Below are 18,879 nucleotides of genomic sequence, written 5' to 3'. Positions count from 1 at the left end.
GCATCCATGGCTGCCTCCTTTCTCCAGAACGCGCAGGACTTCCTGCCGATCCTCCTGCAGGGCGCGGTGGTCACGGTGCAGGTCACCGTGCTCGCTTTCGTGCTCAGCAGCGTGCTCGGCCTCGCGCTCGCGCTGATGAAGCTCTCGCCCGTGCGCGCGCTCGCATGGACGGGCACGGTGATCGTCAACGTGATCCGCGGGCTGCCGATCATCGTGCAGCTGTTCTACATCTACTTCGTGCTGCCCGAGTTCGGCATCCAGCTCTCGGCCTTCCAGGCCGGGGTGATCGGCCTGGGCATCGCCTACTCGGCCTACCAGGCGGAGAACTTCCGCGCCGGCATCGAGGCGGTCGACCCGGGCCAGCGCGAGGCCGCGCAGGCCATGGGCATGCGCTCGGCGCTGATCATGCGCCGCGTGATCCTGCCGCAGGCCTTTCGCATCGCGCTGCCGCCCTACGGCAACACGCTGGTGATGATGCTGAAGGACTCCTCGCTGGTCTCCACCATCACGGTGGCCGAGATGACGCGCGCGGGCCAGCTCATCGCGTCGTCGACCTTCCAGAACATGACGGTCTACACGCTGGTCGCCCTGCTCTACCTGCTGATGAGCCTGCCGCTGGTGTACGGCCTGCGCCGGCTCGAACGGCGCTTTGCCGCCGGGAGAAAACAACCATGATCCACGTCGAAGGACTGGAGAAACGCTTCGGCACGCACCGCGTGCTGCAGGGCGTGAGCCTGCGGGTGGACAAGGGCGAGGTGGTGTGCCTGATCGGCCCGTCGGGCTCGGGCAAGTCGACCGTGCTTCGCTGCATCAACGGGCTGGAGTCGTACGAAGGCGGCGAGGTGCGCGCCTTCGGCGAGCGCGTGGACCGCGGCTCGCCCGCCATCCACCGGCTGCGCAGCCGCATGGGCATGGTGTTCCAGCGCTTCAACCTGTTCCCGCACCGCACCGTGCTCGAGAACGTGATGGAAGGCCCGGTCTACGTGCTGCGCCAGAACGCCGCGCAGGCGCGCGAAGAGGCGCTCGCCTTGCTGGCCAAGGTGGGCCTGGCCGAGAAGGCGCAGGCCTTTCCGGCGCAGCTCTCGGGCGGCCAGCAGCAGCGCGTGGCCATTGCCCGCGCGCTGGCCATGAAGCCCGAGGCCATGCTGTTCGACGAGCCCACCTCCGCGCTCGACCCCGAGCTGGTGGGCGACGTGCTGGGCGTGATGCGCGCGCTGGCCGACGAGGGCATGACCATGATCGTGGTCACGCACGAGATGGGCTTTGCCCGCGAGGTGGCCGACCGCGTGTGCTTCCTGCACAGCGGCAGCATCGTCGAGGAAGGCCCCGCCGCGCAGGTGCTGGGCGCGCCGCGCCAGGCGCGCACGCAGGACTTCCTGCGGCGCGTGTTGCACCCCTCCGGTGCCGTCGCGTCCGTGGAGGTGCGCCCGTGAGCGGTGGTGCATGGCCGCCCTCGCTCTGGGCCGACACCGCGCCCCCCGCGCCACCGACGCCGCCGCTGGCCGAATCGCGCAAGGCCGACGTGCTGATCGTCGGCGGCGGCTTCACCGGCCTGTCGGCCGCGCTGCACCTGGCCGAAGCCGGCGTGCAGGCCTGCGTGCTCGAGGCGCACGAGCCCGGCTGGGGTGCCTCGGGGCGCAACGGCGGGCAGGTGAACCCTTCGCTCAAGCACGACCCCGACGAGCTGCTGCGCATCCACGGCGCGGAGCGCGGCGCGCGGCTGATCGACGCGGTGTCGCGCTCGGCCGACCTGGTGTTCGAGCTGATTGCGCGCCACGGCATCGACTGCCAGCCGGTGCGCAACGGCTGGCTGCAGGTGGCCTATGCGCAGAAGGACGTGGCCGGCCTGCACGCGCGCGCCGCGCAATGGGCCCGGCTGGGCGTGCCCACGCAGCAGCTGGACCGCGCCGCCGTCGGCGCGCGGCTGGGCACCGGGGCCTTTGCCGGCGGCTGGCTCGACGGCCGCGCGGGCAGCATCCAGCCGCTGGCCTACACGCGCGGGCTGGCGCGCGCCGCGCAGGCCGCGGGCGCGGCCGTGCACGGCGGCACCGAGGTCACGGCGCTGGAGCGGCGCGGCACGCAGTGGCATGCCACCACGTCGACCGGCGCCAGCGTCACGGCCGACCAGGTGCTGATTGCCACCAACGGCTACACCGGCACGCTGTGGCCCAGGCTCTCGAGCACCGTGCTGGCCGCCAACAGCTTCATCGTGGCGACCGAGCCGCTGAAGGGCGCGGCGGCCAACGCCATCCTGCCCGGCGGCGAGACCGCCTCCACCTCGCAGCGGCTGCTGCTGTACTTCCGCAAGGACGCGCAGGGCCGCCTGCTGATGGGCGGGCGCGGCCACTTCGCCGACCCGTCGGGGCCCGCGGACTTCGCGCACCTCGAACGCTCGCTCGAGCTGCTGTTCCCGCAGCTGGGCCCGCTGCGCTACGCGTACCGCTGGGCCGGCCGCATCGCCGTCACGCGCGACTTCATGCCGCACGTGCACACGCCCGCGCCGGGCATGACGATCGCGCTGGGCTACAACGGCCGCGGCATCGCGCTGGCCACCAGCATGGGCAAGCACGTGGCGGCGCGCCTTGCCGGTGCGCAGGCGGATTTTCCGTACCCGGTGACGCCGATCCGGCCGATTCCCATGCACGGCCTGCAGCGCTTCTACGTGGCCGGCGGCGTGGCCTGGTACAGCCTGCTCGACCGGCTCGCCTGAAGGCCAAGGTGAATGCGCAAGGGTGTAAGTACGTATTTCCTCAAAGAAACTTCAAGAAAACGTGCAAAACTTCTATCCATAATCGCGCCCAGCATCGCCAATCGGATGCTCGACCACTTCGCTTTTCATCCGCCAGTTCATGCGCGCCGAAACCAGGCCCCTTGCAACCCCAGCTGCTGGCATACCGGCCTGCGCGCTCGCGCGGCCCCTGCCGGCCGCGCCGCCCCAGGACACCCTGGGCTGCTCGGCCGGCGCGCTGCACAACGACCAGGAACTGTCGGCCAACGGCGTGCGCGTGTACCGCAAGACGGTGGACACCCAGCAGCGCCAGCATGTGGAAACCGACGCCAGCGGGCGCGGCGTGCTGGTGGGCATTTCGCTGCGCGACGGGCACCGCCGCAAGGTGCTCCACGAGCACCACGCCGAGTGCCATGACTTCGGCAAGGGCGCGGTCTACATCCGCGACTTCTGCGACCGCTACCGCGCCGACATGCAGACCGGCTTCGACTTCGTGCTGCTCGAGATCTCGCACGCCGCGCTGCAGCGCGCCTTCGACGACAAGCAGGGTGCGCGCGTGGGCGGCATCGCCCCGGCCACGGCCGTCAGGGACGACGTGCTCGCCCACCTCGCGGGCGCGCTGACACCGGCACTGCAGCGCCCCAGCGAGGCCAGCATGCTGTTCGTCGACCAGGTCTGCCTGGCCATGACCAGCTACCTGGTCGACGCCCACGGCCAGGCCGCGCCGGCGGCCGAGCCCCGCACCCACCGCGTGCTCTCGCGCTCGCACGAGGCGCGCGCCAAGGAGATGCTGCGCAGCAAGATGGACGGCGGCATTTCCATTGCCGAGATCGCCGACGCCTGCAACCTGTCGCGCAGCTACTTCATCCACGCCTTCCGCGAAACCACCGGCCAGACCCCGCACCAGTGGCTGGTCGCGCAGCGGCTGGAGCGCGCGCAGGCGCTGCTGATGGACTTCGAGCGCCCGCTGGCCGAGGTGGCCGCGGCCTGCGGCTTCTCCGACCAGAGCCATTTCACGCGCGTGTTCTCCCAGTTCACCGGCACGCCGCCGGGCACCTGGCGGCGCAAGATGCGGGTGGACAAGTGAACCGACACCCCCAACACCCTCCCCCCGACGCCCCCCTACCGAACCGGAGCCTTCCATGAGCGCAGCCCCCCAAGCGAACACCCTTCTCCAGCTCTTGACGCCCGACCGTGCCACCGAGCATGTGGTCGGACCCGACTCGGCCAAGGTCACCTTCATCGAGTTCGGCGACTTCGAATGCCCGTCGTGCCGACAGGCCCACCCGGCCGTGCAGATGCTGCTGTCGCACTTCGGCTCGCAGGTGCGCTATGCGTTTCGCCACTTTCCGCTGCGCGAGGTGCATCCGCACGCGGAAATGGCCGCCGAAGCCGCCGAGGCCGCGGGCGCGCAGGGCAAGTTCTGGCCGTACGCCGACCTGCTCTTCAACCACCAGAACCACCTCGACACCAGCCACCTCGACGGCTACGCCCGGCAGCTCGGCCTGGACATGGCGCGCTTCGAGAACGAGCTCAAGGACAACGTCTACCGCCAGCGCGTGCAGGAGCAGGTCGAGCTCGGCCGCCGCCTGAGCGTGCGCGCCACGCCCACGTTCTACGTGAACGGCGTGTTCACCGACGTGTCGTTCGGGCTGCAGCAGCTGCGCGACGCGATCGAGCGCGCGCTGAAGTAAGCGAAGCAAGCCTCGCCCCCTGCCTCAGGTCGCCTTCACGGCCTCGACCAGGTAGCGCACAAAGGCCTTGCCCGCATCCGGCAGCGAGCGGCCCGCCATGGTCTCGACCTCGAGATGGCGCTCGTTCATCTCGCGGTCTTTCAACGCAATGGCGACCAGCGCCTTGCTCTGCAGCAGCGTGCGCATCGACAGCGCGCCGTAGAACGCGATGCTGCCGCCGCCGGCCGCCGCAAAGCTCAGCAGCGCGTTCGCGTGGTTGCTCGACATGGCCTGCGCATAGCGCAGCCCCTGCCGCGTGCAGCTGGCGTCGAGCAGCCGCCGGATCGAGCTGTCCTCCTGCGGCAGCCCCAGCGGGTACGCCACCACCTGGCGCAGCGAGAGCTGGCGCTGCAGCGCCAGCGGATGGTCCTTGGCCATCACCGCCAGCACGGGGCTCGGATGGCGCAGCGCGATCTCGATGCCGGGCTCGGGCGCCGCGCTCAGCGTGATGCCCACGTCGGCCTCGCCGTCGCGCACCATGCGCGAGATGTCGGCCGGCGCGCCCACTTCCAGGTGAAAGCGGATGCCCTCGTGCTTGCGGCGAAAACGTGCAATGAGCGTGGGAATGAAATCGAAGGCGAAGCCCTCGGTGCTCGCCACGCGCACATGGCCGCTGCGCAGGCCGCGCAGGCCGGCGATGTCGTTGGCCACGCGCTCGATGTCCTGCTGCGCCCGCTTGGCATGCGCGGCCAGCAGCTCGCCCGCGGCGTTGGGCACCATGCCGCGCGCATGGCGGTCGAACAGCAGCGTGTCGAGCTCGCGCTCCAGCCGCGCCACCTGCCGGCTCACGGCCGACGGCGCAACGTTGAGCTTGAGCGCGGCCTCCTTCACCGAGCCTGTCTTCACCACCTCGAGAAAGTAACGGACCGCGGTTTCCTGCAAGGCGCGAAGCGTCATGAAATTCTCCGTTGACGCGGCCCGGATGAGGGCTGAAGCAACCGCATCGATTGCCGATTCGGCAACGCAGGATTCTAAACATTGCGCTTGTAGCATCGTGTCGCGACTCCTAGGATGGGTTTGTCCATCCCACTCGCTCGAACCTCTCTCGAACCCCGGAGCCCCGATGAACCTTCTCCCGAGTCCCAGCCGCCTCACGCGCACGGCCCGCATCGCACTGCTGTGCGGCCTCGGACTCGGCGCCGTGCCGCTGGCCGCCCTTGCCGCGGAAACGGGCTATCCCTCGCGCCCGATCACGCTCGTCATTCCCTTCCCGCCCGGCGGCGCGACCGACGTCAACGGCCGCGTGATCGCGCAGCGCCTGGGCAAGGAGCTGGGCCAGCCGGTGGTCATCGAGAACCGCGCGGGCGCGGGAACGGTGATCGGCGCGAGCTATGTGTCCAAGGCCGCGCCCGACGGCTACACGCTGCTCGTGAGTTCGGGCACCACCTTCACCGTCAACCCGGCCATTCGCGCCAACCTGCCGTACGACCCGGTGAAGGGCTTCGACCCGATCGGCATCGCCGGGCGCACCGGCCTGATCCTGCTGGCCAACAGCGACGTGCCGGTGCAGACCGTGAAACAGTTCGTCGACTACGTGAAGGCCTCGCCCGGCAAGTACTCGTACGGCTCCTTCGGCACCGGCACCACCGCGCAGTTCGCGGGCGAAAGCATCCTGCACGCCGCCGGCCTGAAGATGACGCACGTGCCCTACAAGGGCAGCGCCCCGGCCATGACCGACCTCATGGGCGGGCAGATTCCCTTCAGCATCGACACCGTGAGCGCGGCGATCCCGCAGCTCAAGAGCGGCAAGATCAAGGCCATCGCGTTGACCACGGCCAAGCGCTCCGCGCTGCTGCCCGACGTGCCGACCATGGCCGAGAGCGGCTACGCCGGCATCGACATGGACACCTGGCTGATGCTGGCCGCGCCCAAGGGCCTGCCCGCCGACGTGAAGGCCAGGCTGGAGAAGGCGCTGGCCGTGACCATCGCCGACCCTGACACGCGCGCCAAGCTGCTCGCCCAGGGGCTGGAGCCGGCGTACAGCAACTCCGCCGCCGCGAGCGAGCTCATCAACCGCGAGCTGCCCGTGATGCGTGCCGTGGCGGCGCGCGCCAACATCACCGCGGACTGACCCGCGGACTCACCCGCCAACTGACCCGCCAACCGATGAACCCCACGAACACCCCGCTCGACGCCAGCAGCGAACTCGTCGAGAAATCCGCCGTCGAACTGCGCCGCCTCATCGGCAGCAAGGCCCTGTCGCCCGTCGAGCTGCTCGAGGCGTGCATCGCGCGCATCGAGCGCGTGAACCCCTTCGTCAACGCCGTCACCGCGACCTGCTTCGAGCGCGCGCGCGCCGAGGCCAGGGCCGCCGAAAACGCCGTGGTGCGCGGCGACACGCTCGGCCTGCTGCACGGCCTGCCGCTGGGCGTGAAGGACCTGGAGCCGACCGAAGGCCTGCTCACGACCTGGGGCTCGCCGCTGTACCGCGACCACGTGCCGGAAAAAGACATCGAGCTGGTGGCCCGCCTGCGCCGCGCGGGCGCCATCGTCGCGGGCAAGACCAACGTGCCCGAGATGGGCGCGGGCGCCAATTCGCGCAACGACGTGTGGGGCGCCACCGGCAACCCCTTCGACCCCAACCTGAACGCCGGCGGATCGTCCGGCGGCTCGGCCGCCGCGCTGGCCTGCGACATGCTGCCCGTGTGCACCGGCTCCGACACCGGCGGCTCGCTGCGCATTCCGGCGGCCAAGTGCGGCGTGGTGGGTTTCCGCCCGTCGCCGGGCATCGTGCCCAGCGTGCGCAAGCCGCTGGGCTGGACGCCCATTTCCGTCGTCGGCCCCATGGGCCGCACGGTGGACGACGCCTGCCTGCAACTGGCCGCATCGGCCGGCATGCACGCGGGCGACGCGCTGAGCTACCCGCTCGATGCGCTGTCGTTCCTGGCGCCGGCGCACGTCGACCTCGCCAACCTGCGCGTGGCGTGGACCGAGGACTTCGGCACCTGCGCGGTGGACGACGGCATCCGCGCCACCTTCCGCCGGAAGATCGAGGCCATGCGGCACCTGTTCCGGCGTTGCGACCGGGTCGACTTCGACATGGGCGAGGCGCACCGCTGCTTCGACGTGCTGCGCGCGGAGGCCTTCGTGGCGGGCATGCAGGCGGCCTACGAGCGCGACCCCGACAGCCTGGGCCCCAACCCGCGCGCCAACTACGAGATGGGCGCGCGCATGAGCCTGCTCGACAGCGCCTGGGCGCAGGCCGAGCAGACCCGCCTCATCAACCGCTTCCAGGCGACCTTCGCCGACTACGACCTCGTGCTGTCGCCCACCACGCCGGTCTCGCCCTTCCCGTGGACGCAGCTGTACGCCACCCACATCAACGGCGAGGCGCAGGCCAACTACTACCGCTGGCTGGCGCTGACCTACGTGGTCACGCTGACCACGCACCCGGCGATCACGCTGCCCTGCGGGCTCGACCATGCGGGCATGCCGTTCGGGCTGCAGGTGGTGGGCGGCTTTCGCACCGACCACCGGGTGCTGGGCGCGGCGCGTGCCATGGAGCAGGCGTTCTCGGCGCATGCGCCGCTGCGCCGGCCGCGGCCCGACCTGGCTGCCCTGCGCGCGGCGGAACCGGCGCTGAGGTCGATCGTCAAGACACCGCCGGTGTTCGACAGCCGCCTCGCGCAGGCTGCCGCCGTGTCGGCCGTCTGAGGCGCCGGGCTACCTGAACCCGGCGCGCGTCTGCTCGCGCCGCAGCAGCGGCGCGTAGGCATGCAGCTCCTGCGGCGCGATGTCGTAGGCGCGCCGGAAGGCCCGCGTGAAGCTCGAGGCGTTGTTGAACCCGAGCCCCGCGGCCACGTCCTGCACCGCCAGGTGCGGAAACCGCACCAGCTCGTCGGCCGCCATGCGCAAGCGCCGCGCGCGGATGTACGAGGCCAGCCCGCCGTCGTGCGCGAACAGGCGATACACGCTGGCGCGCGACAGGTGCAGCGACTTCAGCACGCTCTCGGGCGACAGGTCGGGGTCGTGCAGGTGCGCATCGACATGGCGGCGCACCTGGCCGTAAGCGGCCGCGCGCACCGCCGCGCGGGCATCGCCCGACAGCCCCGCCTCGCGGCTGAACGCCGCCGCCAGCAGCTGCACCGCGGTGCGAAAGGCTTCGCCCGCCTCGTCGCGCCCCAGCCCGACGATCTGCCGGCTCAGCGCCACCAGGTGGTCGACCAGCACGCACATCAGCGGCGTGGTCGCCTCGACCCTCCGGCCATGCAGCGAGGCGGCATCGGGAAAGGCCTTCTCCACCAGTGCGCGCGGCACGAAGAACATCAGCATCCGCCCTTCGTGGCTGCGGATGGTGCAGGGCTGGTCCATGTCCAGCGCCAGGATGCTCGGCACGCGCGGCAGGTGGTGCGCGCCGGTGTGCTGGCCGTGGGCGCGGAATTCGGCCGGCACGCCTTCCAGGAACAGGTTGAAGGAAATGTCGCGCACGCTCTCGGTGGACACGCGCCCCAGCGAGCGCACGGCCACGTTGGGGCCGGTGCGCATGTCGAAGAAGGTGATGTCGTCGAGCGAGTAGCGCGCGAACGATGCGTCGAACGCCCCCTGCTCGCCGCGCAGCGACACCGGGCGCACGTCGTAGACCACGCTCATGCGCTCCTGCCACGCCGGCAGGCTGCCGCGGGCGTCGCCCTGCACGCTGAAACTGCTGTGAACGATGCCGGGGGCGAGGGCCGCGGGCGCTGGCGGCAGCAGCAGGCCCTCGGAGAGGAATCGGTCTTTGGACATGAAGGCGGGGGTGGCAAGGCGTTCGTGCGGCGGTGCACGGCGCGGGCGATTCTCGGCGATGAACCGCCGCGCCGTCCCTGCAGCAATCCCTATGGCAGGCGGGCCGCCGTGCGCCGCGCGAGGGCGGCTTCCACGCTGTCACCGAAGCCCGTGTCCACCAGCCGGAAATGCTCGACCTGCCGCCGCTGGATGGTCTCGGGCACACCGGCCATCGACGATGCGAGGTTCGCGGCCAGCCGCGCGCGCTCGCCGTCGTCCATGCGCCGGTACAGCGCGCTCGCCTGTTCGTAGTCGCCCAGGCCCTGCCGGTCGTCGAAGCGCATGGCGTCGCCGGCCAGCGGCAGCGCCGGCTCGGCCAGCCGGCGGTCGGGGCGCGGGCCGCCGAATGAGTTGGGCTCGTAGTAGGCGTCGGTGCGCGCCGGCACGTTCAGCCGCATGGCCCCGTCGGCGTGGTACGTGTGCACCGGCGACAGCGGCCGGTTCACCGGCAGCGCCGCGTGGTGCGTGCCCACGCGGTAGCGCTGCGCGTCGGCATAGGCCAGCAGCCGGCCCTGCAGCAGCTTGTCGGGCGAGACGCACAGGCCCGGCACCATGTGCGCGGGGTTGAAGGTGGCCTGCTCCACCTGCGCGAAGTAGTTGTCGGGGTTGGCGTCGAGCGTGAGCAGGCCGAGCTCGACGAGCGGGAACGCGTCCTGCGGCCACACCCGCGTCGGGTCGAAGGGGTTGAAGGGCAGCGCGTCCGCCTGCGCGTCGCTCATGAGCTGCACGTGCAGCGACCAGCTCGGATGCTCCCCGCGCTCGATGGCCTCGAACAGGTCGCGCTGCGCGCTCTCGCGGTCTTCGGCGATGGTGTCGCGCGCCTCGGCGTCGCTCAGGCAGCGGATGCCCTGGCGCGTCCTGAAATGAAACTTGACCCACACCCGCTCGTTGGCCTCGTTGATCAGGCCGAAGGCATGCGCGCCGTAGCCGTGCATGTGGCGGTAGCTGCGCGGCAGGCCGCGGTCGGAGAACAGCATCAGGATCTGGTGGATGCTCTCGGGCGAGAGCGACCAGAAATCCCAGATGGCGGTGGGCGAGCGCAGGTGGCTCACGGGGTGGCGCTTGAGCGCGCGCACCAGGTCGGGAAACTTCTGCGGGTCGCGGATGCAGGCCACCGGCAGGTGGCTGCCCACGAGGTCCCAGTTGCCTTCCTCGGTGTAGGCCTTCAGGGCGAAGCCGCGCATGTCGCGCTCGGCGTCGGCGCAGCCGCGCTCGCCGGTCAGGCCCGAGAAGCGCACCAGCACCGGCGTGAGCTGCCCCGGCTGGAACACGCGCGCGCGGGTGTGGCGCGCGATGTCGCCGGTGATGCGCAGCGTGCCGAAGGCGGCGGCGCCCTTGGCGTGCAGCACCCGCTCGGGAATGCGCTCGCGCGCCAGGTAGGCCAGCTTCTCGGCCATCTGGTAGTCCTGCAGCAGGATCGGCCCGCGCGGCCCGGCGGTGATGGAGTGCCGGCTGTCCGCCACGGGGGCGCCGCCCGTGGTGGTCAAGGTGGGCGGCCGGTTGTCTTTGTTCATGGCGATCTCCCGGATCGAGTCTCGCCCGGATGGTGGGGCCGATGGGCGAGCGTGTATTGAACAAGAGTGGCCTGTTTTGAACCGACCGGACACCCTGAGCGCCTGGTAGCTGGCGCCCGAATGTGCAAAGCCGCGCCCAACCCGACAAGACGGCGCGCCGCGCCGGGTGCACCATGGCGCTCCCACACGATCCACGACACGGCCTGCCATGAAACCCACCCTGCCCCAGCTCATGAGCCTCAACGGCGGCTTCGTCGACACCGCCGGCTTCCTCGCGCTGCACGGCCTGTTCACCGCGCACGTCACGGGCAACTTCGTGACCATCGGCGCGGCGCTGGTGCATGGCACCTCGGGCGCGATCACCAAGCTGCTGGCGCTGCCGGTGTTCTGCGCGGTGGTGGTGCTCGCGCGGCTGCTGAGCTACGGCCTGCCGAACCTGGGCCTGCCGGTGCTGCGCACGATGCTGGTGCTCAAGGCCGCGCTGCTGCTGGCGGGCGGCATCCTGGCGATCCATTTCGGGCCCTTCGACGACGGCGACAGCGCGAGCGCGATGCTCACGGGCCTGGTGCTGGTGTCGGCCATGGCCATCCAGAACGCGGTGCACCGCATCCACCTGGGCAGCGCGCCGCCGACCACGCTGATGACGGGCACCACCACGCAGGTGATGGTCGACCTGGCCGACCTGATGCGCGGCGGGCAGGCGCCCGAGGAAGCAGCGGCCGCCCGCGCGCGCATGCGGCGCATGGCGGCCGCGGTGGCGTGGTTCGCCGCGGGCTGCGCGGCGGCGGCGCTCATCTATGCGCGGTGGAACGTGTGGTGCTTCGCCGTGCCGCCGGTGCTGGCGGCCTGCGCGGTGGTGCTCCAGCGCAGCACGCACGAGGGCGACCCTGCGGCACCTCCGGCGTCAGCAGCCGCAGCGGCCGCGCGTCACTTGTAGAGCCAGCGCGCCATCAGGCGCGTGTACCTCGGCATGATCACGTACACCATCAGCCCGACGATGGCCACCGAGGCCACCAGGTGCTCCAGCCAGTAGGTGGACACCACGGGCACCGGCGCCAGCAAGCGGTGCAGCAGCGCCGGCACCAGGATGGTCAGCGGGTAGATCACCGACACCGTCAGCAGGAACTGCTTGTAGCGCTTGGCCGGCGGCTGCCCGGCGGGCGGGTGGAACCAGAACTCCAGGCCGCTGCGCGTTTCCACCTTCTCGTCGGCGTCGAGCAGCGGCGCGACTTCCTCGACCAGCTGGCGGCGCGCTTCGGACGAGAACCAGTCCTGCGCATGCGCGAGCGAGTCGAAGCGGATGGTGACGGTGTACTGCAGCCCGCCCGCGGCCGGATGGATCACGTTGACGCCGCGGTGCCCCGGAAAGCGCGAGGCAATGGGCACCACCTTCTTCAGCCACTGCTCGTAGGCGGCGACGGACTCGCGCCGCACGGTCTGCTGGATCACGGCGGTGACGGTCTCGGCGCCCGGCACGGCGCGCCCTGCGATCTCGTCGAGCGTGGCGTTGCGCAGCCCGGGCTGGCGGTCGTCGGCGGTCATGTGCGGTGCGCCCTTCAGAGGCCGAGCAGCTTGCGGCCTTCGTCGGCCAGCAGGTCGTGCGTCTCGGGGTGCGCGCGCATGTAGGCGTTGAACACGGGGCACTGCGGCACCACGCGCAGGCCGCGCTCGCGCGCCGAGGCCAGGCCGGCGAGCACCAGCTGCTTCGCGATGCCCTGGCCTTGCAGCGCCTCGGGCACCAGCGTGTGAATGAAGGTGATGACGTTGCCTTCCAGCGAATAGATGGCGACGGCGCGCTCCCCTTGCGCGGCGTACTCGAAGCGGTGCTTCGCGGGGTTGTCTTGGACCACGACGGCGGAAGGAGCGGAAGGAGCGGAAGAGATGGAAGAGGTGGGAGGGATGGAAGGAGCAGAAGAATTTGTCATGGGAGATTCTTGGTGTGGAGGCCGCTTCAATGCAAACGCTGCAGGTGCCGTGCCAGGCGAGGCGTTTCCACCCCGGCCTGCGCATTGTTCCCGAAGCGGTGGACCAGATGGGCACAGATGGCGAGCGCCAGGTGCTGCTGCACCAGCGCGCCGACGCGCTGCGGGCGCTCGAACAGCGCCAGCACGGCCGCGCCCAGGTTGCACATCACCGGGTCGACCAGGCCGGGCGCGCAGGCGATGCCGTTCACGCCCGCCATGCCCTGCGCGCCGGCCACGGCGCGCACCAGCGCGTGCGGCACGTAGAAGTGCAGCGCGTCCAGCGGCGTGCCCAGGTAGCTCGCCACGTCGTCGCGCAGGTCGACGATGCTCAGCGCGCCCGGCGCATAGCCGCGCACCACCGCCGGCCGGCCGCGCACCCAGGTTTCGTGGTGGCGCATGCCCACGAGGTGCAGCGCGACGAGAAAGGCGTCTTCGCAGGGGATCTCCTGCTTCATGCCCAACTGGCCGGGCAGGCAGGTGATGCGCGTGACGGCGAACACGGCCGGCGCGCCGGGCGCCGGCAGCATGACGAGCGCGGGCGCGGACGGCAGCTCGAAGCACCGTCCCAGCAGGTCGCCATAGGCACCTGCCGCATTCCTCACACCCTTCACCCCCTTCACGCCCTGCTCGCCCTGCTCGCCCGTCACGGGCAACCGTCCGTTCAGCCCTTGATGAACGCCAGCAGGTCGGCGTTCACCTGGTCGGCGTGCGTGGTGCAGGTGGCGTGGGGCGCGCCGGCGTACACCTTGAACTGGCTGCCCTTGATCATCTCGGCCGCGAGCTTGCCGGTGGCCTCGATCGGCACCACCTGGTCGTCGTCGCCGTGGATCACCAGCGTGGGCACGGTGATCTTGGCCATGTCGGGGCGGAAGTCGGTTTCAGAGAAAGCCGTCACGCAGTCGATGGTGGCCTTGATGGAGGCCTGCAGCGCGATCTGCAGCGTCTGCTTGAACACGCCCTGCGACACCTTGGCGCCCGGACGGTTGGTGCCGTAGAACAGCGTGCTGAAGTCGTCCAGGAACTGCGGGCGGTCGGCCGCCAGGCCGGCGCGGATGCCCGCGAACAGCGATGCGTCGGGGCCCACGGGGTGGTCGGCCGTCTTCACGAACAGCGGCGTCACGGCGCTGATGAGCGCGAGCTTGGCGACGCGCGCCGTGCCCTTGCGCGCGATGTAGCGCGTGACGTCGCCGCCGCCCATCGAGAAGCCCGCCAGGATCACGTCCTTCAGGTCGAGCTTTTCGATCAGCTCGGAAATATCGTCGGCGAAGGTGTCGTAGTCATAGCCGGTCCAGGGCTGGCTCGAGCGGCCGAAACCGCGGCGGTCGAACGCGATGGTGCGGTAGCCGCGTTCCGCGAAGAACAGCATCTGCGCGTCCCACATGTCGGCGCTCAGCGGCCAGCCGTGGCTGAACAGGATGGGCTGGCCCGTGCCCCAGTCCTTGTAGTAGAGCTCGGTGCCGTCGCGCAGGGTGAGAGTGGTCATGGTTTTCCTGTGGAATGAAGAGTGCGGTGGGGGGGAAAGCAGGTGAGTGCGGGACGGTTCAGCTCTGGCGCACCGACTCGAACAGGAACCACGTGCGCTTCTCGGCCTCGTCGATCCAGTTCTCCAGCAGGCTGGCGGTGGCCACGTCGCCGTGCTCGTCGCACACGCCGTGCGTGGCGCGCATGAAACCGGCCAGGCGCTGGTTGTCCTCGCGCAGCTCGGCCAGCATGCCGATGGGGGTCACGAAGTCGGCGTCGTTGTCCGACAGCCGCTGCAGGCGCGCGGCATGGCCAGTGGAGCGCAGCGTGGTGCCGCCCACCTTGCGCACGCGCTCGGCGATGGGGTCGATGGTCGCGAAGATCTGATCGGCCTGTTCGTCGAGCAGCAGGTGGTAGTCGCGGAACGACGGGCCCGACATGTGCCAGTGGAAGTTCTTGGTCTTGAAGTACAGCGCGAACACGTCGGCCAGCAGCACGTTCAGCGCCGCGGAGATGTCGCGCGTGGCGTCGGCGCCCAGGTCGCTCGGGGTGTGCAGCGACGCGACGCGGCGCGCCTTGGTGCTGTCGGCCAGGGCCTTGACGGTCACGGTCTTGGCGGCCTTGACTGCCTTGGTGGGCTTTGCGGATTTCGAAGTAGCCATGCTTTTCCTTGGTTGCCTGCGTTGCCCGGGTTGTGGGCGAAATGCCGTCTGTCTGTCGTCAGAGGGAAAGGAAGTGATGAACCACGGGCTTGTCGGGCCCGATGTGAAAGCGCACGGCCTCGCTCTGGAGGTCGGCGTCGGCGTGCGACACGCGGTGGTGCTGGCGCAGGTGCTCGGCCCACGACTCGACGAGGAACCACTCCATCACGCGCTCGGCGTCGCCGGTGTGCTCGGTCACGCCCCAGGCGTAGGCACCGTCGCGGCGGCGCTCCAGCGACAGGCGCTTCATCGCGTCGAGGAAGGCCGGGCGGTCGTCCTTGCGGATGCGGTACTCGACCTGGATCATCACGGGGCCGCGGTCGTGCGCAATGGGCTCGGCCACCAGCGGCTCGGGCCAATGGTTGGAGGCCTGCAGGTCCGACTCGCCGGTGGGCAGGCGGGCACGGTGGAACAGCAAGGCCACGACCACCAGGCCGACGGCGCCGGCCACCAGCGTGTACGGCACGCCGATTTCCTGCGCGATCAAGCCCCAGCCCAGGCTGCCGGCCGCCATGGCGCCGTTGAACACGGTGAGGTACACCGCCAGGCCGCGTCCACGCACCCAGTTCGGCAGGATGGCCTGCGCCACGCCGTTGAGCGTGGTGAGCGCAATGATCCAGCCCAGGCCCAGCAGCAACAGCAGCACCACGGCCAGCCACTTGGGCGGCGCGAACACCAGCGCGCCCATCACGGCGGCGGTTATCACCGAGGCCAGCAGCACGAGGCCGTCGGCGTCCAGCCGCGCGCGCAGCCGCGGCATGACCAGCGCGCCGGCAATGGCGCCCGCGCCCACGGCGCCCAGCAGCACGCCGTAGAAGCCGGCGGTGCCGCCCAGCATCTGGCGCGCCACCAGCGGCAGCAGCGCCCACACCGAGCTCGCGAACAGGAAGAACACGGCCGCGCGCAGCATCACGCGGTGCAGTTCCTTGCTGGCGCGCGTGTAGCGCAGGCCGGCACGGAAGGCGCCCAGGAAGTTCTCCGACAGCCCGCTGTCGACCGCGGCCGGGCGCTTCCACCAGATCAGCGCGGCAATGACGAACACATAGCTCAGCACGTCGGCGCCGTAAGTCACGGCCGCGCCGAAGCTCGCGAGGATCAGCCCGCCCGCGGCCGGCCCGATGGAGCGCGCGATGTTGATGCCCAGCGAGTTCAGCGCCACCGCGCTCTTCAGGTCGGCGCGCGGCACCAGCTCGGGCACGATCGACTGCCAGGTCGGCCCCATCAGCGCCGCGCCGATGCCGCCGACGAAGGTCAGCGCAATCAGGTACTCGACGGTGAGCGCGCCCGTGTGCGACAGCACCAGCAGCGTGCCGCTCACGCTGGCCAGCACCAGCTGCACGAAGATCAGGAAGCGCCGGCGGTCGAGGATGTCCGACAGCACGCCCGCCGGAATGGCCAGCAGGAAGATAGGCAGCGTGGCCGCCGTCTGAATGAGCGCCACCGCCGTGGGGCTGGCAGACAGGTCGGTCACCAGCCACGAGCTGGCCACGTCGCGCATGAAGCTGCCGATGTTGCCCAGCACGGTGGCGGCCCACAGCACGGCGAAGACCGGCTGGCGCAGCGGCGCAAAGCCGCCGGAACCCTTGGCGCCGGCGGCGCCTTGCGTGCTCTTCGCGGCCTCAGTCATTCTTGCGCCCTTGCAGGTCGTGCCAGGCCACCAGCAGGAAGCCGCCGACCAGGCCGAGGTGCTCGAAGAACGAGTTGGCGGCCATGAAGCGTTCCTGGCCCACCGGCATCTGCCAGAAGCGCAGCGCGAGGAAGGTGGCGAACAGCGTGAACGCGGCCAGCGCCACGGCGCCCAGCCAGCGGTAGAAGCCCGTGAGGATGAGCACCGAGGCGCCCAGTTCCAGCACGATGACGGCCGCGGCCATGGGTGCCGCGGGCGACACGCCGAAGTGGTTCATCTCGGCGATGGCCGAGCCGAAGTCCATCGCCTTGTTGAGTCCGCCCTGCAGGTAGGCCGCGCACAGCAGCAGCAGCGCGACCCAGCGCAGCACGGGTGAAGGTTGCCAGTGCATCGTCTTCATCACACCGCCCAGCAGGCGCAACCCAGCGCGCCCCAGAAGCTCTTCAGGTCGGCAATGGGCAGCTTGCTGCTCCAGGCCGTGGCGTGCTGGTGGCCGTGCACGTTGCAGTCGTTGGCACAGGCACAGGCGGCGGCGGCGTTGCGAAGGACCTTCTGCATCGGAGCACCATCTGCGCCATGGGCCGTGTCGGCCCAGCCGCCGTAGCCACCGAAAGTGCGCGCGGGCGACCAGTCGGGCATGGCCGGCGGCGGCGTGCCTTCGTCCAGCGCGGTGAACGGGCCGGCACCGTAGACCACCTTGCCGCCCACCATGGTCAGCAGCGCGGTGGTGTCGGCGATGTCCGATTCGGCGCAGGCGAAGAAGTCGCGGTCGGGCACCATCAGGTCGGCCAGCTGGCCGGCCTCGATGCGGCCCTTCTTGCCGACTTCGTTGGAGAACCAGGTGACCTTCTCGGTCCACATGCGCAGCGCCGTCTCGCGGTCGATGCAGTTGCGCTGCGGCGTGATCTGCATGCCGCCCACGGTCTTGCCCGTGACCAGCCACGACAGCGACACCCACGGGTTGTACGACGCGACGCGCGTGGCGTCGGTGCCGGCGGACACGTTCACGCCCTTCTCGAGCATGCGCTTCACGGGCGGCGTGGCCTCGGCCGCGCCGGCACCGTAGCGCTCGACGAAGTACTCGCCCTGGTAGGCCATGCGGTGCTGCACGGCAATGCCGCCGCCGAGCGCCGCGATGCGGTCGATCGACTTCTCCGAGATGGTCTCGCAGTGGTCGAAGAACCAGTTCAGGCCGGCCAGCGGCGTGTCGCGGTTGACCTTCTCGAACACGTCGAGCGCGCGGTCGATGGTTTCGTCGTAGGTGGCGTGCAGGCGCCAGGGCCAGCGGTTCTGCGCGAGCACGCGCACCACCTCTTCGAGCTCGCCTTCCATCTCGGGCGCCATGTCGGGGCGCGGCTGGCGGAAGTCCTCGAAGTCGGCGGCCGAGAACACGAGCATCTCGCCCGCGCCGTTGTGGCGGAAGTAGTCATCGCCCTGCTTGTATTTGGAGGTCGAGGTCCAGTTCAGGAAGTCCTGCTTTTCCTGCTTGGGCTTCTGCGTGAACAGGTTGTAGGCCAGGCGAATGGTGAGCTGGCCGGCATCGGCCAGCTGCTGGATCACCTGGTAGTCCTCGGGGTAGTTCTGGAAGCCGCCGCCCGCGTCGATGGCGCCGGTGACGCCCAGGCGGTTCAGGTCGCGCATGAAGTGGCGCGTGGAATTGACCTGGTAGTCCAGCGGCAGCTTCGGGCCCTTGGCCAGCGTGGCGTACAGGATGGACGCATTGGGCTTGGCCAGCAGGAGGCCCGTCGGGTTGCCGGCGCTGTCGCGCACGATCTCGCCGCCGGGGGGCGCGGGCGTGTCCTTGGTGTAGCCCACGGCGCGCATGGCGGCGCCGTTGAGCAGTGCGCGGTCGTACAGGTGCAGGATGAACACCGGCGTGTCGGGCGCCACGGCGTTCAGCTCTTCGATGGTCGGCAGGCGCTTCTCGGCGAACTGGTGCTCGGTGAAGCCGCCCACCACGCGCACCCATTGCGGCGCCGGCGTGATGGCCACCTGCCGCTTGAGCATGCCCATGGCATCGGCCAGGCTGCGCACGCCGTCCCAGCGCAGCTCGAGGTTGTAGTTGAGCCCGCCGCGGATGATGTGCAGGTGGTTGTCGATCAGCCCCGGCAGCACGCGCTTGCCCTGCATGTCGACCACGCGGGTGCCGCTGCCGGCCAGCGGCAGCACGTCTTCGCTGCGGCCCACGCGCAGGAAGCGGCCGTCCTTGATGGCCACGGCGCCGGCCTCGGGGTTGGCGCGGTCCAGCGTGGTGAAGCGGCCGTTGTGGAGGATCAGGTCGGGTGCGGTGGTGGTGCCTGCCATGTCGGAGGTCCTTCTTGCGGTTGGCGCCGTCTGGGCGTTGGAGGAGGTCATGGCCGTGCCGGCCACGGCGGCGCCGAGCGTGC

The 18,879-nt window shown here is 70.4% G+C and carries 19 protein-coding genes; 8 read left to right on the top strand and 11 right to left on the bottom strand.

The window, feature by feature from the left end; genetic code table 11:
- Positions 1 to 6 precede the first annotated feature (6 nt).
- From ehuD to BM004_RS26990, 5 genes are all read left to right on the top strand, one after another.
- Positions 7 to 675 carry an ectoine/hydroxyectoine ABC transporter permease subunit EhuD gene (ehuD, locus tag BM004_RS27010; protein WP_093129402.1) on the top strand — a complete coding sequence of 223 codons (669 nt, stop codon included), beginning with the start codon at positions 7 to 9 and terminating at the stop codon, positions 673 to 675.
- The gene (locus BM004_RS27005; RefSeq protein ID WP_093218143.1) at positions 672 to 1,433 is read left to right on the top strand and encodes an amino acid ABC transporter ATP-binding protein; all 762 of its coding nucleotides are present in this window, start codon (positions 672 to 674) and stop codon (positions 1,431 to 1,433) included. The genes ehuD and BM004_RS27005 overlap by 4 nt, the downstream gene beginning before the upstream one ends.
- Positions 1,430 to 2,710, top strand: coding sequence for an NAD(P)/FAD-dependent oxidoreductase (locus BM004_RS27000; protein WP_093218141.1), 1,281 nt, complete (start codon positions 1,430 to 1,432; stop codon positions 2,708 to 2,710). Before BM004_RS27005 ends, BM004_RS27000 begins: the two co-directional genes overlap by 4 nt.
- Positions 2,711 to 2,849: 139 nt before the next feature.
- Positions 2,850 to 3,815 carry a helix-turn-helix domain-containing protein gene (locus tag BM004_RS26995; protein ID WP_093218139.1) on the top strand — a complete coding sequence of 322 codons (966 nt, stop codon included), beginning with the start codon at positions 2,850 to 2,852 and terminating at the stop codon, positions 3,813 to 3,815.
- A 55-nt stretch (positions 3,816 to 3,870) separates the two neighbouring features.
- A complete protein-coding gene (locus tag BM004_RS26990; RefSeq protein ID WP_093129398.1) occupies positions 3,871 to 4,422 on the top strand; it encodes a DsbA family protein in 552 nt (183 codons plus the stop codon).
- Between the two features lie 24 nt (positions 4,423 to 4,446).
- On the opposite strand, the gene BM004_RS26985 is transcribed toward BM004_RS26990, so the two are convergent.
- Entirely contained in the window at positions 4,447 to 5,358 is a 912-nt protein-coding gene (locus BM004_RS26985; RefSeq protein ID WP_093218137.1) for a LysR family transcriptional regulator, read from the bottom strand.
- Between the two features lie 166 nt (positions 5,359 to 5,524).
- On the opposite strand from BM004_RS26985, the gene BM004_RS26980 reads away from it, so the two are divergent.
- Together BM004_RS26980 and BM004_RS26975 are read left to right on the top strand one after the other, a co-directional pair.
- Positions 5,525 to 6,532, top strand: coding sequence for a Bug family tripartite tricarboxylate transporter substrate binding protein (locus tag BM004_RS26980; protein WP_093218135.1), 1,008 nt, complete (start codon positions 5,525 to 5,527; stop codon positions 6,530 to 6,532).
- A 35-nt stretch (positions 6,533 to 6,567) separates the two neighbouring features.
- Positions 6,568 to 8,115, top strand: a complete 1,548-nt coding sequence (locus BM004_RS26975; RefSeq protein ID WP_093218133.1) for an amidase — start codon at positions 6,568 to 6,570, stop codon at positions 8,113 to 8,115.
- 9 nt (positions 8,116 to 8,124) lie between these two features.
- Here BM004_RS26975 and BM004_RS26970 read toward each other — a convergent pair whose 3' ends face one another.
- Positions 8,125 to 9,186, bottom strand: a complete 1,062-nt coding sequence (locus BM004_RS26970; RefSeq protein ID WP_093218131.1) for a helix-turn-helix domain-containing protein — start codon at positions 9,184 to 9,186, stop codon at positions 8,125 to 8,127.
- 89 nt (positions 9,187 to 9,275) lie between these two features.
- Entirely contained in the window at positions 9,276 to 10,739 is a 1,464-nt protein-coding gene (locus BM004_RS26965) for a catalase (RefSeq protein WP_093218129.1), read from the bottom strand.
- Between the two features lie 208 nt (positions 10,740 to 10,947).
- Between BM004_RS26965 and BM004_RS26960 the strand changes: the two genes are divergently transcribed.
- A complete protein-coding gene (locus tag BM004_RS26960; RefSeq protein ID WP_093218127.1) occupies positions 10,948 to 11,676 on the top strand; it encodes a DUF1275 family protein in 729 nt (242 codons plus the stop codon).
- Here the strand turns inward: BM004_RS26960 and BM004_RS26955 are convergent.
- From BM004_RS26955 to BM004_RS26920, 8 genes are all read right to left on the bottom strand, one after another.
- Complete coding sequence (locus BM004_RS26955; RefSeq protein ID WP_093218125.1) at positions 11,667 to 12,281, bottom strand: antibiotic biosynthesis monooxygenase; 615 nt, start codon at positions 12,279 to 12,281, stop codon at positions 11,667 to 11,669. The two genes, BM004_RS26960 and BM004_RS26955, sit on opposite strands and share 10 nt — an antisense overlap.
- A 14-nt stretch (positions 12,282 to 12,295) precedes the next feature.
- Complete coding sequence (locus BM004_RS26950) at positions 12,296 to 12,589, bottom strand: GNAT family N-acetyltransferase (protein WP_256220063.1); 294 nt, start codon at positions 12,587 to 12,589, stop codon at positions 12,296 to 12,298.
- A gap of 101 nt (positions 12,590 to 12,690) precedes the next feature.
- Complete coding sequence (locus BM004_RS26945; RefSeq protein WP_256220062.1) at positions 12,691 to 13,350, bottom strand: AraC family transcriptional regulator; 660 nt, start codon at positions 13,348 to 13,350, stop codon at positions 12,691 to 12,693.
- A 14-nt stretch (positions 13,351 to 13,364) separates the two neighbouring features.
- Positions 13,365 to 14,186 (bottom strand): alpha/beta fold hydrolase, encoded by an 822-nt coding sequence (locus tag BM004_RS26940; protein ID WP_093218124.1) that lies wholly within the window; start codon positions 14,184 to 14,186, stop codon positions 13,365 to 13,367.
- A 58-nt stretch (positions 14,187 to 14,244) separates the two neighbouring features.
- A complete protein-coding gene (locus BM004_RS26935; protein ID WP_256220061.1) occupies positions 14,245 to 14,826 on the bottom strand; it encodes a Dps family protein in 582 nt (193 codons plus the stop codon).
- Positions 14,827 to 14,884: 58 nt separating this feature from the next.
- The gene (locus tag BM004_RS26930) at positions 14,885 to 16,492 is read right to left on the bottom strand and encodes an MFS transporter (RefSeq protein WP_093129387.1); all 1,608 of its coding nucleotides are present in this window, start codon (positions 16,490 to 16,492) and stop codon (positions 14,885 to 14,887) included.
- Positions 16,485 to 16,892, bottom strand: a complete 408-nt coding sequence (locus tag BM004_RS26925; RefSeq protein ID WP_177206617.1) for a DoxX family protein — start codon at positions 16,890 to 16,892, stop codon at positions 16,485 to 16,487. The genes BM004_RS26930 and BM004_RS26925 overlap by 8 nt, the downstream gene beginning before the upstream one ends.
- Positions 16,892 to 18,796 carry an amidohydrolase gene (locus BM004_RS26920; RefSeq protein ID WP_093218197.1) on the bottom strand — a complete coding sequence of 635 codons (1,905 nt, stop codon included), beginning with the start codon at positions 18,794 to 18,796 and terminating at the stop codon, positions 16,892 to 16,894. The genes BM004_RS26925 and BM004_RS26920 overlap by 1 nt, the downstream gene beginning before the upstream one ends.
- Positions 18,797 to 18,879 lie beyond the last annotated feature (83 nt).

The organism is Variovorax sp. OK212 (assembly GCF_900112425.1).
GTDB lineage: Bacteria > Pseudomonadota > Gammaproteobacteria > Burkholderiales > Burkholderiaceae_C > Variovorax.
This window is presented reverse-complemented; position numbering and strand designations above follow the sequence as displayed.

Coding starts and splice junctions, on each gene's coding strand:
- ehuD (WP_093129402.1), top strand. CDS start 7: ATGGCTGCCTCCTTTCTCCAGAACGCGCAGGACTTCCTGCCGATCCTC.
- BM004_RS27005 (WP_093218143.1), top strand. CDS start 672: ATGATCCACGTCGAAGGACTGGAGAAACGCTTCGGCACGCACCGCGTG.
- BM004_RS26995 (WP_093218139.1), top strand. CDS start 2,850: ATGCGCGCCGAAACCAGGCCCCTTGCAACCCCAGCTGCTGGCATACCG.
- BM004_RS26990 (WP_093129398.1), top strand. CDS start 3,871: ATGAGCGCAGCCCCCCAAGCGAACACCCTTCTCCAGCTCTTGACGCCC.
- BM004_RS26985 (WP_093218137.1), bottom strand. CDS start 5,358: ATGACGCTTCGCGCCTTGCAGGAAACCGCGGTCCGTTACTTTCTCGAG.
- BM004_RS26980 (WP_093218135.1), top strand. CDS start 5,525: ATGAACCTTCTCCCGAGTCCCAGCCGCCTCACGCGCACGGCCCGCATC.
- BM004_RS26975 (WP_093218133.1), top strand. CDS start 6,568: ATGAACCCCACGAACACCCCGCTCGACGCCAGCAGCGAACTCGTCGAG.
- BM004_RS26970 (WP_093218131.1), bottom strand. CDS start 9,186: ATGTCCAAAGACCGATTCCTCTCCGAGGGCCTGCTGCTGCCGCCAGCG.
- BM004_RS26965 (WP_093218129.1), bottom strand. CDS start 10,739: ATGAACAAAGACAACCGGCCGCCCACCTTGACCACCACGGGCGGCGCC.
- BM004_RS26960 (WP_093218127.1), top strand. CDS start 10,948: ATGAAACCCACCCTGCCCCAGCTCATGAGCCTCAACGGCGGCTTCGTC.
- BM004_RS26955 (WP_093218125.1), bottom strand. CDS start 12,281: ATGACCGCCGACGACCGCCAGCCCGGGCTGCGCAACGCCACGCTCGAC.
- BM004_RS26940 (WP_093218124.1), bottom strand. CDS start 14,186: ATGACCACTCTCACCCTGCGCGACGGCACCGAGCTCTACTACAAGGAC.
- BM004_RS26935 (WP_256220061.1), bottom strand. CDS start 14,826: ATGGCTACTTCGAAATCCGCAAAGCCCACCAAGGCAGTCAAGGCCGCC.
- BM004_RS26930 (WP_093129387.1), bottom strand. CDS start 16,492: ATGACTGAGGCCGCGAAGAGCACGCAAGGCGCCGCCGGCGCCAAGGGT.
- BM004_RS26925 (WP_177206617.1), bottom strand. CDS start 16,892: ATGAAGACGATGCACTGGCAACCTTCACCCGTGCTGCGCTGGGTCGCG.
- BM004_RS26920 (WP_093218197.1), bottom strand. CDS start 18,796: ATGGCAGGCACCACCACCGCACCCGACCTGATCCTCCACAACGGCCGC.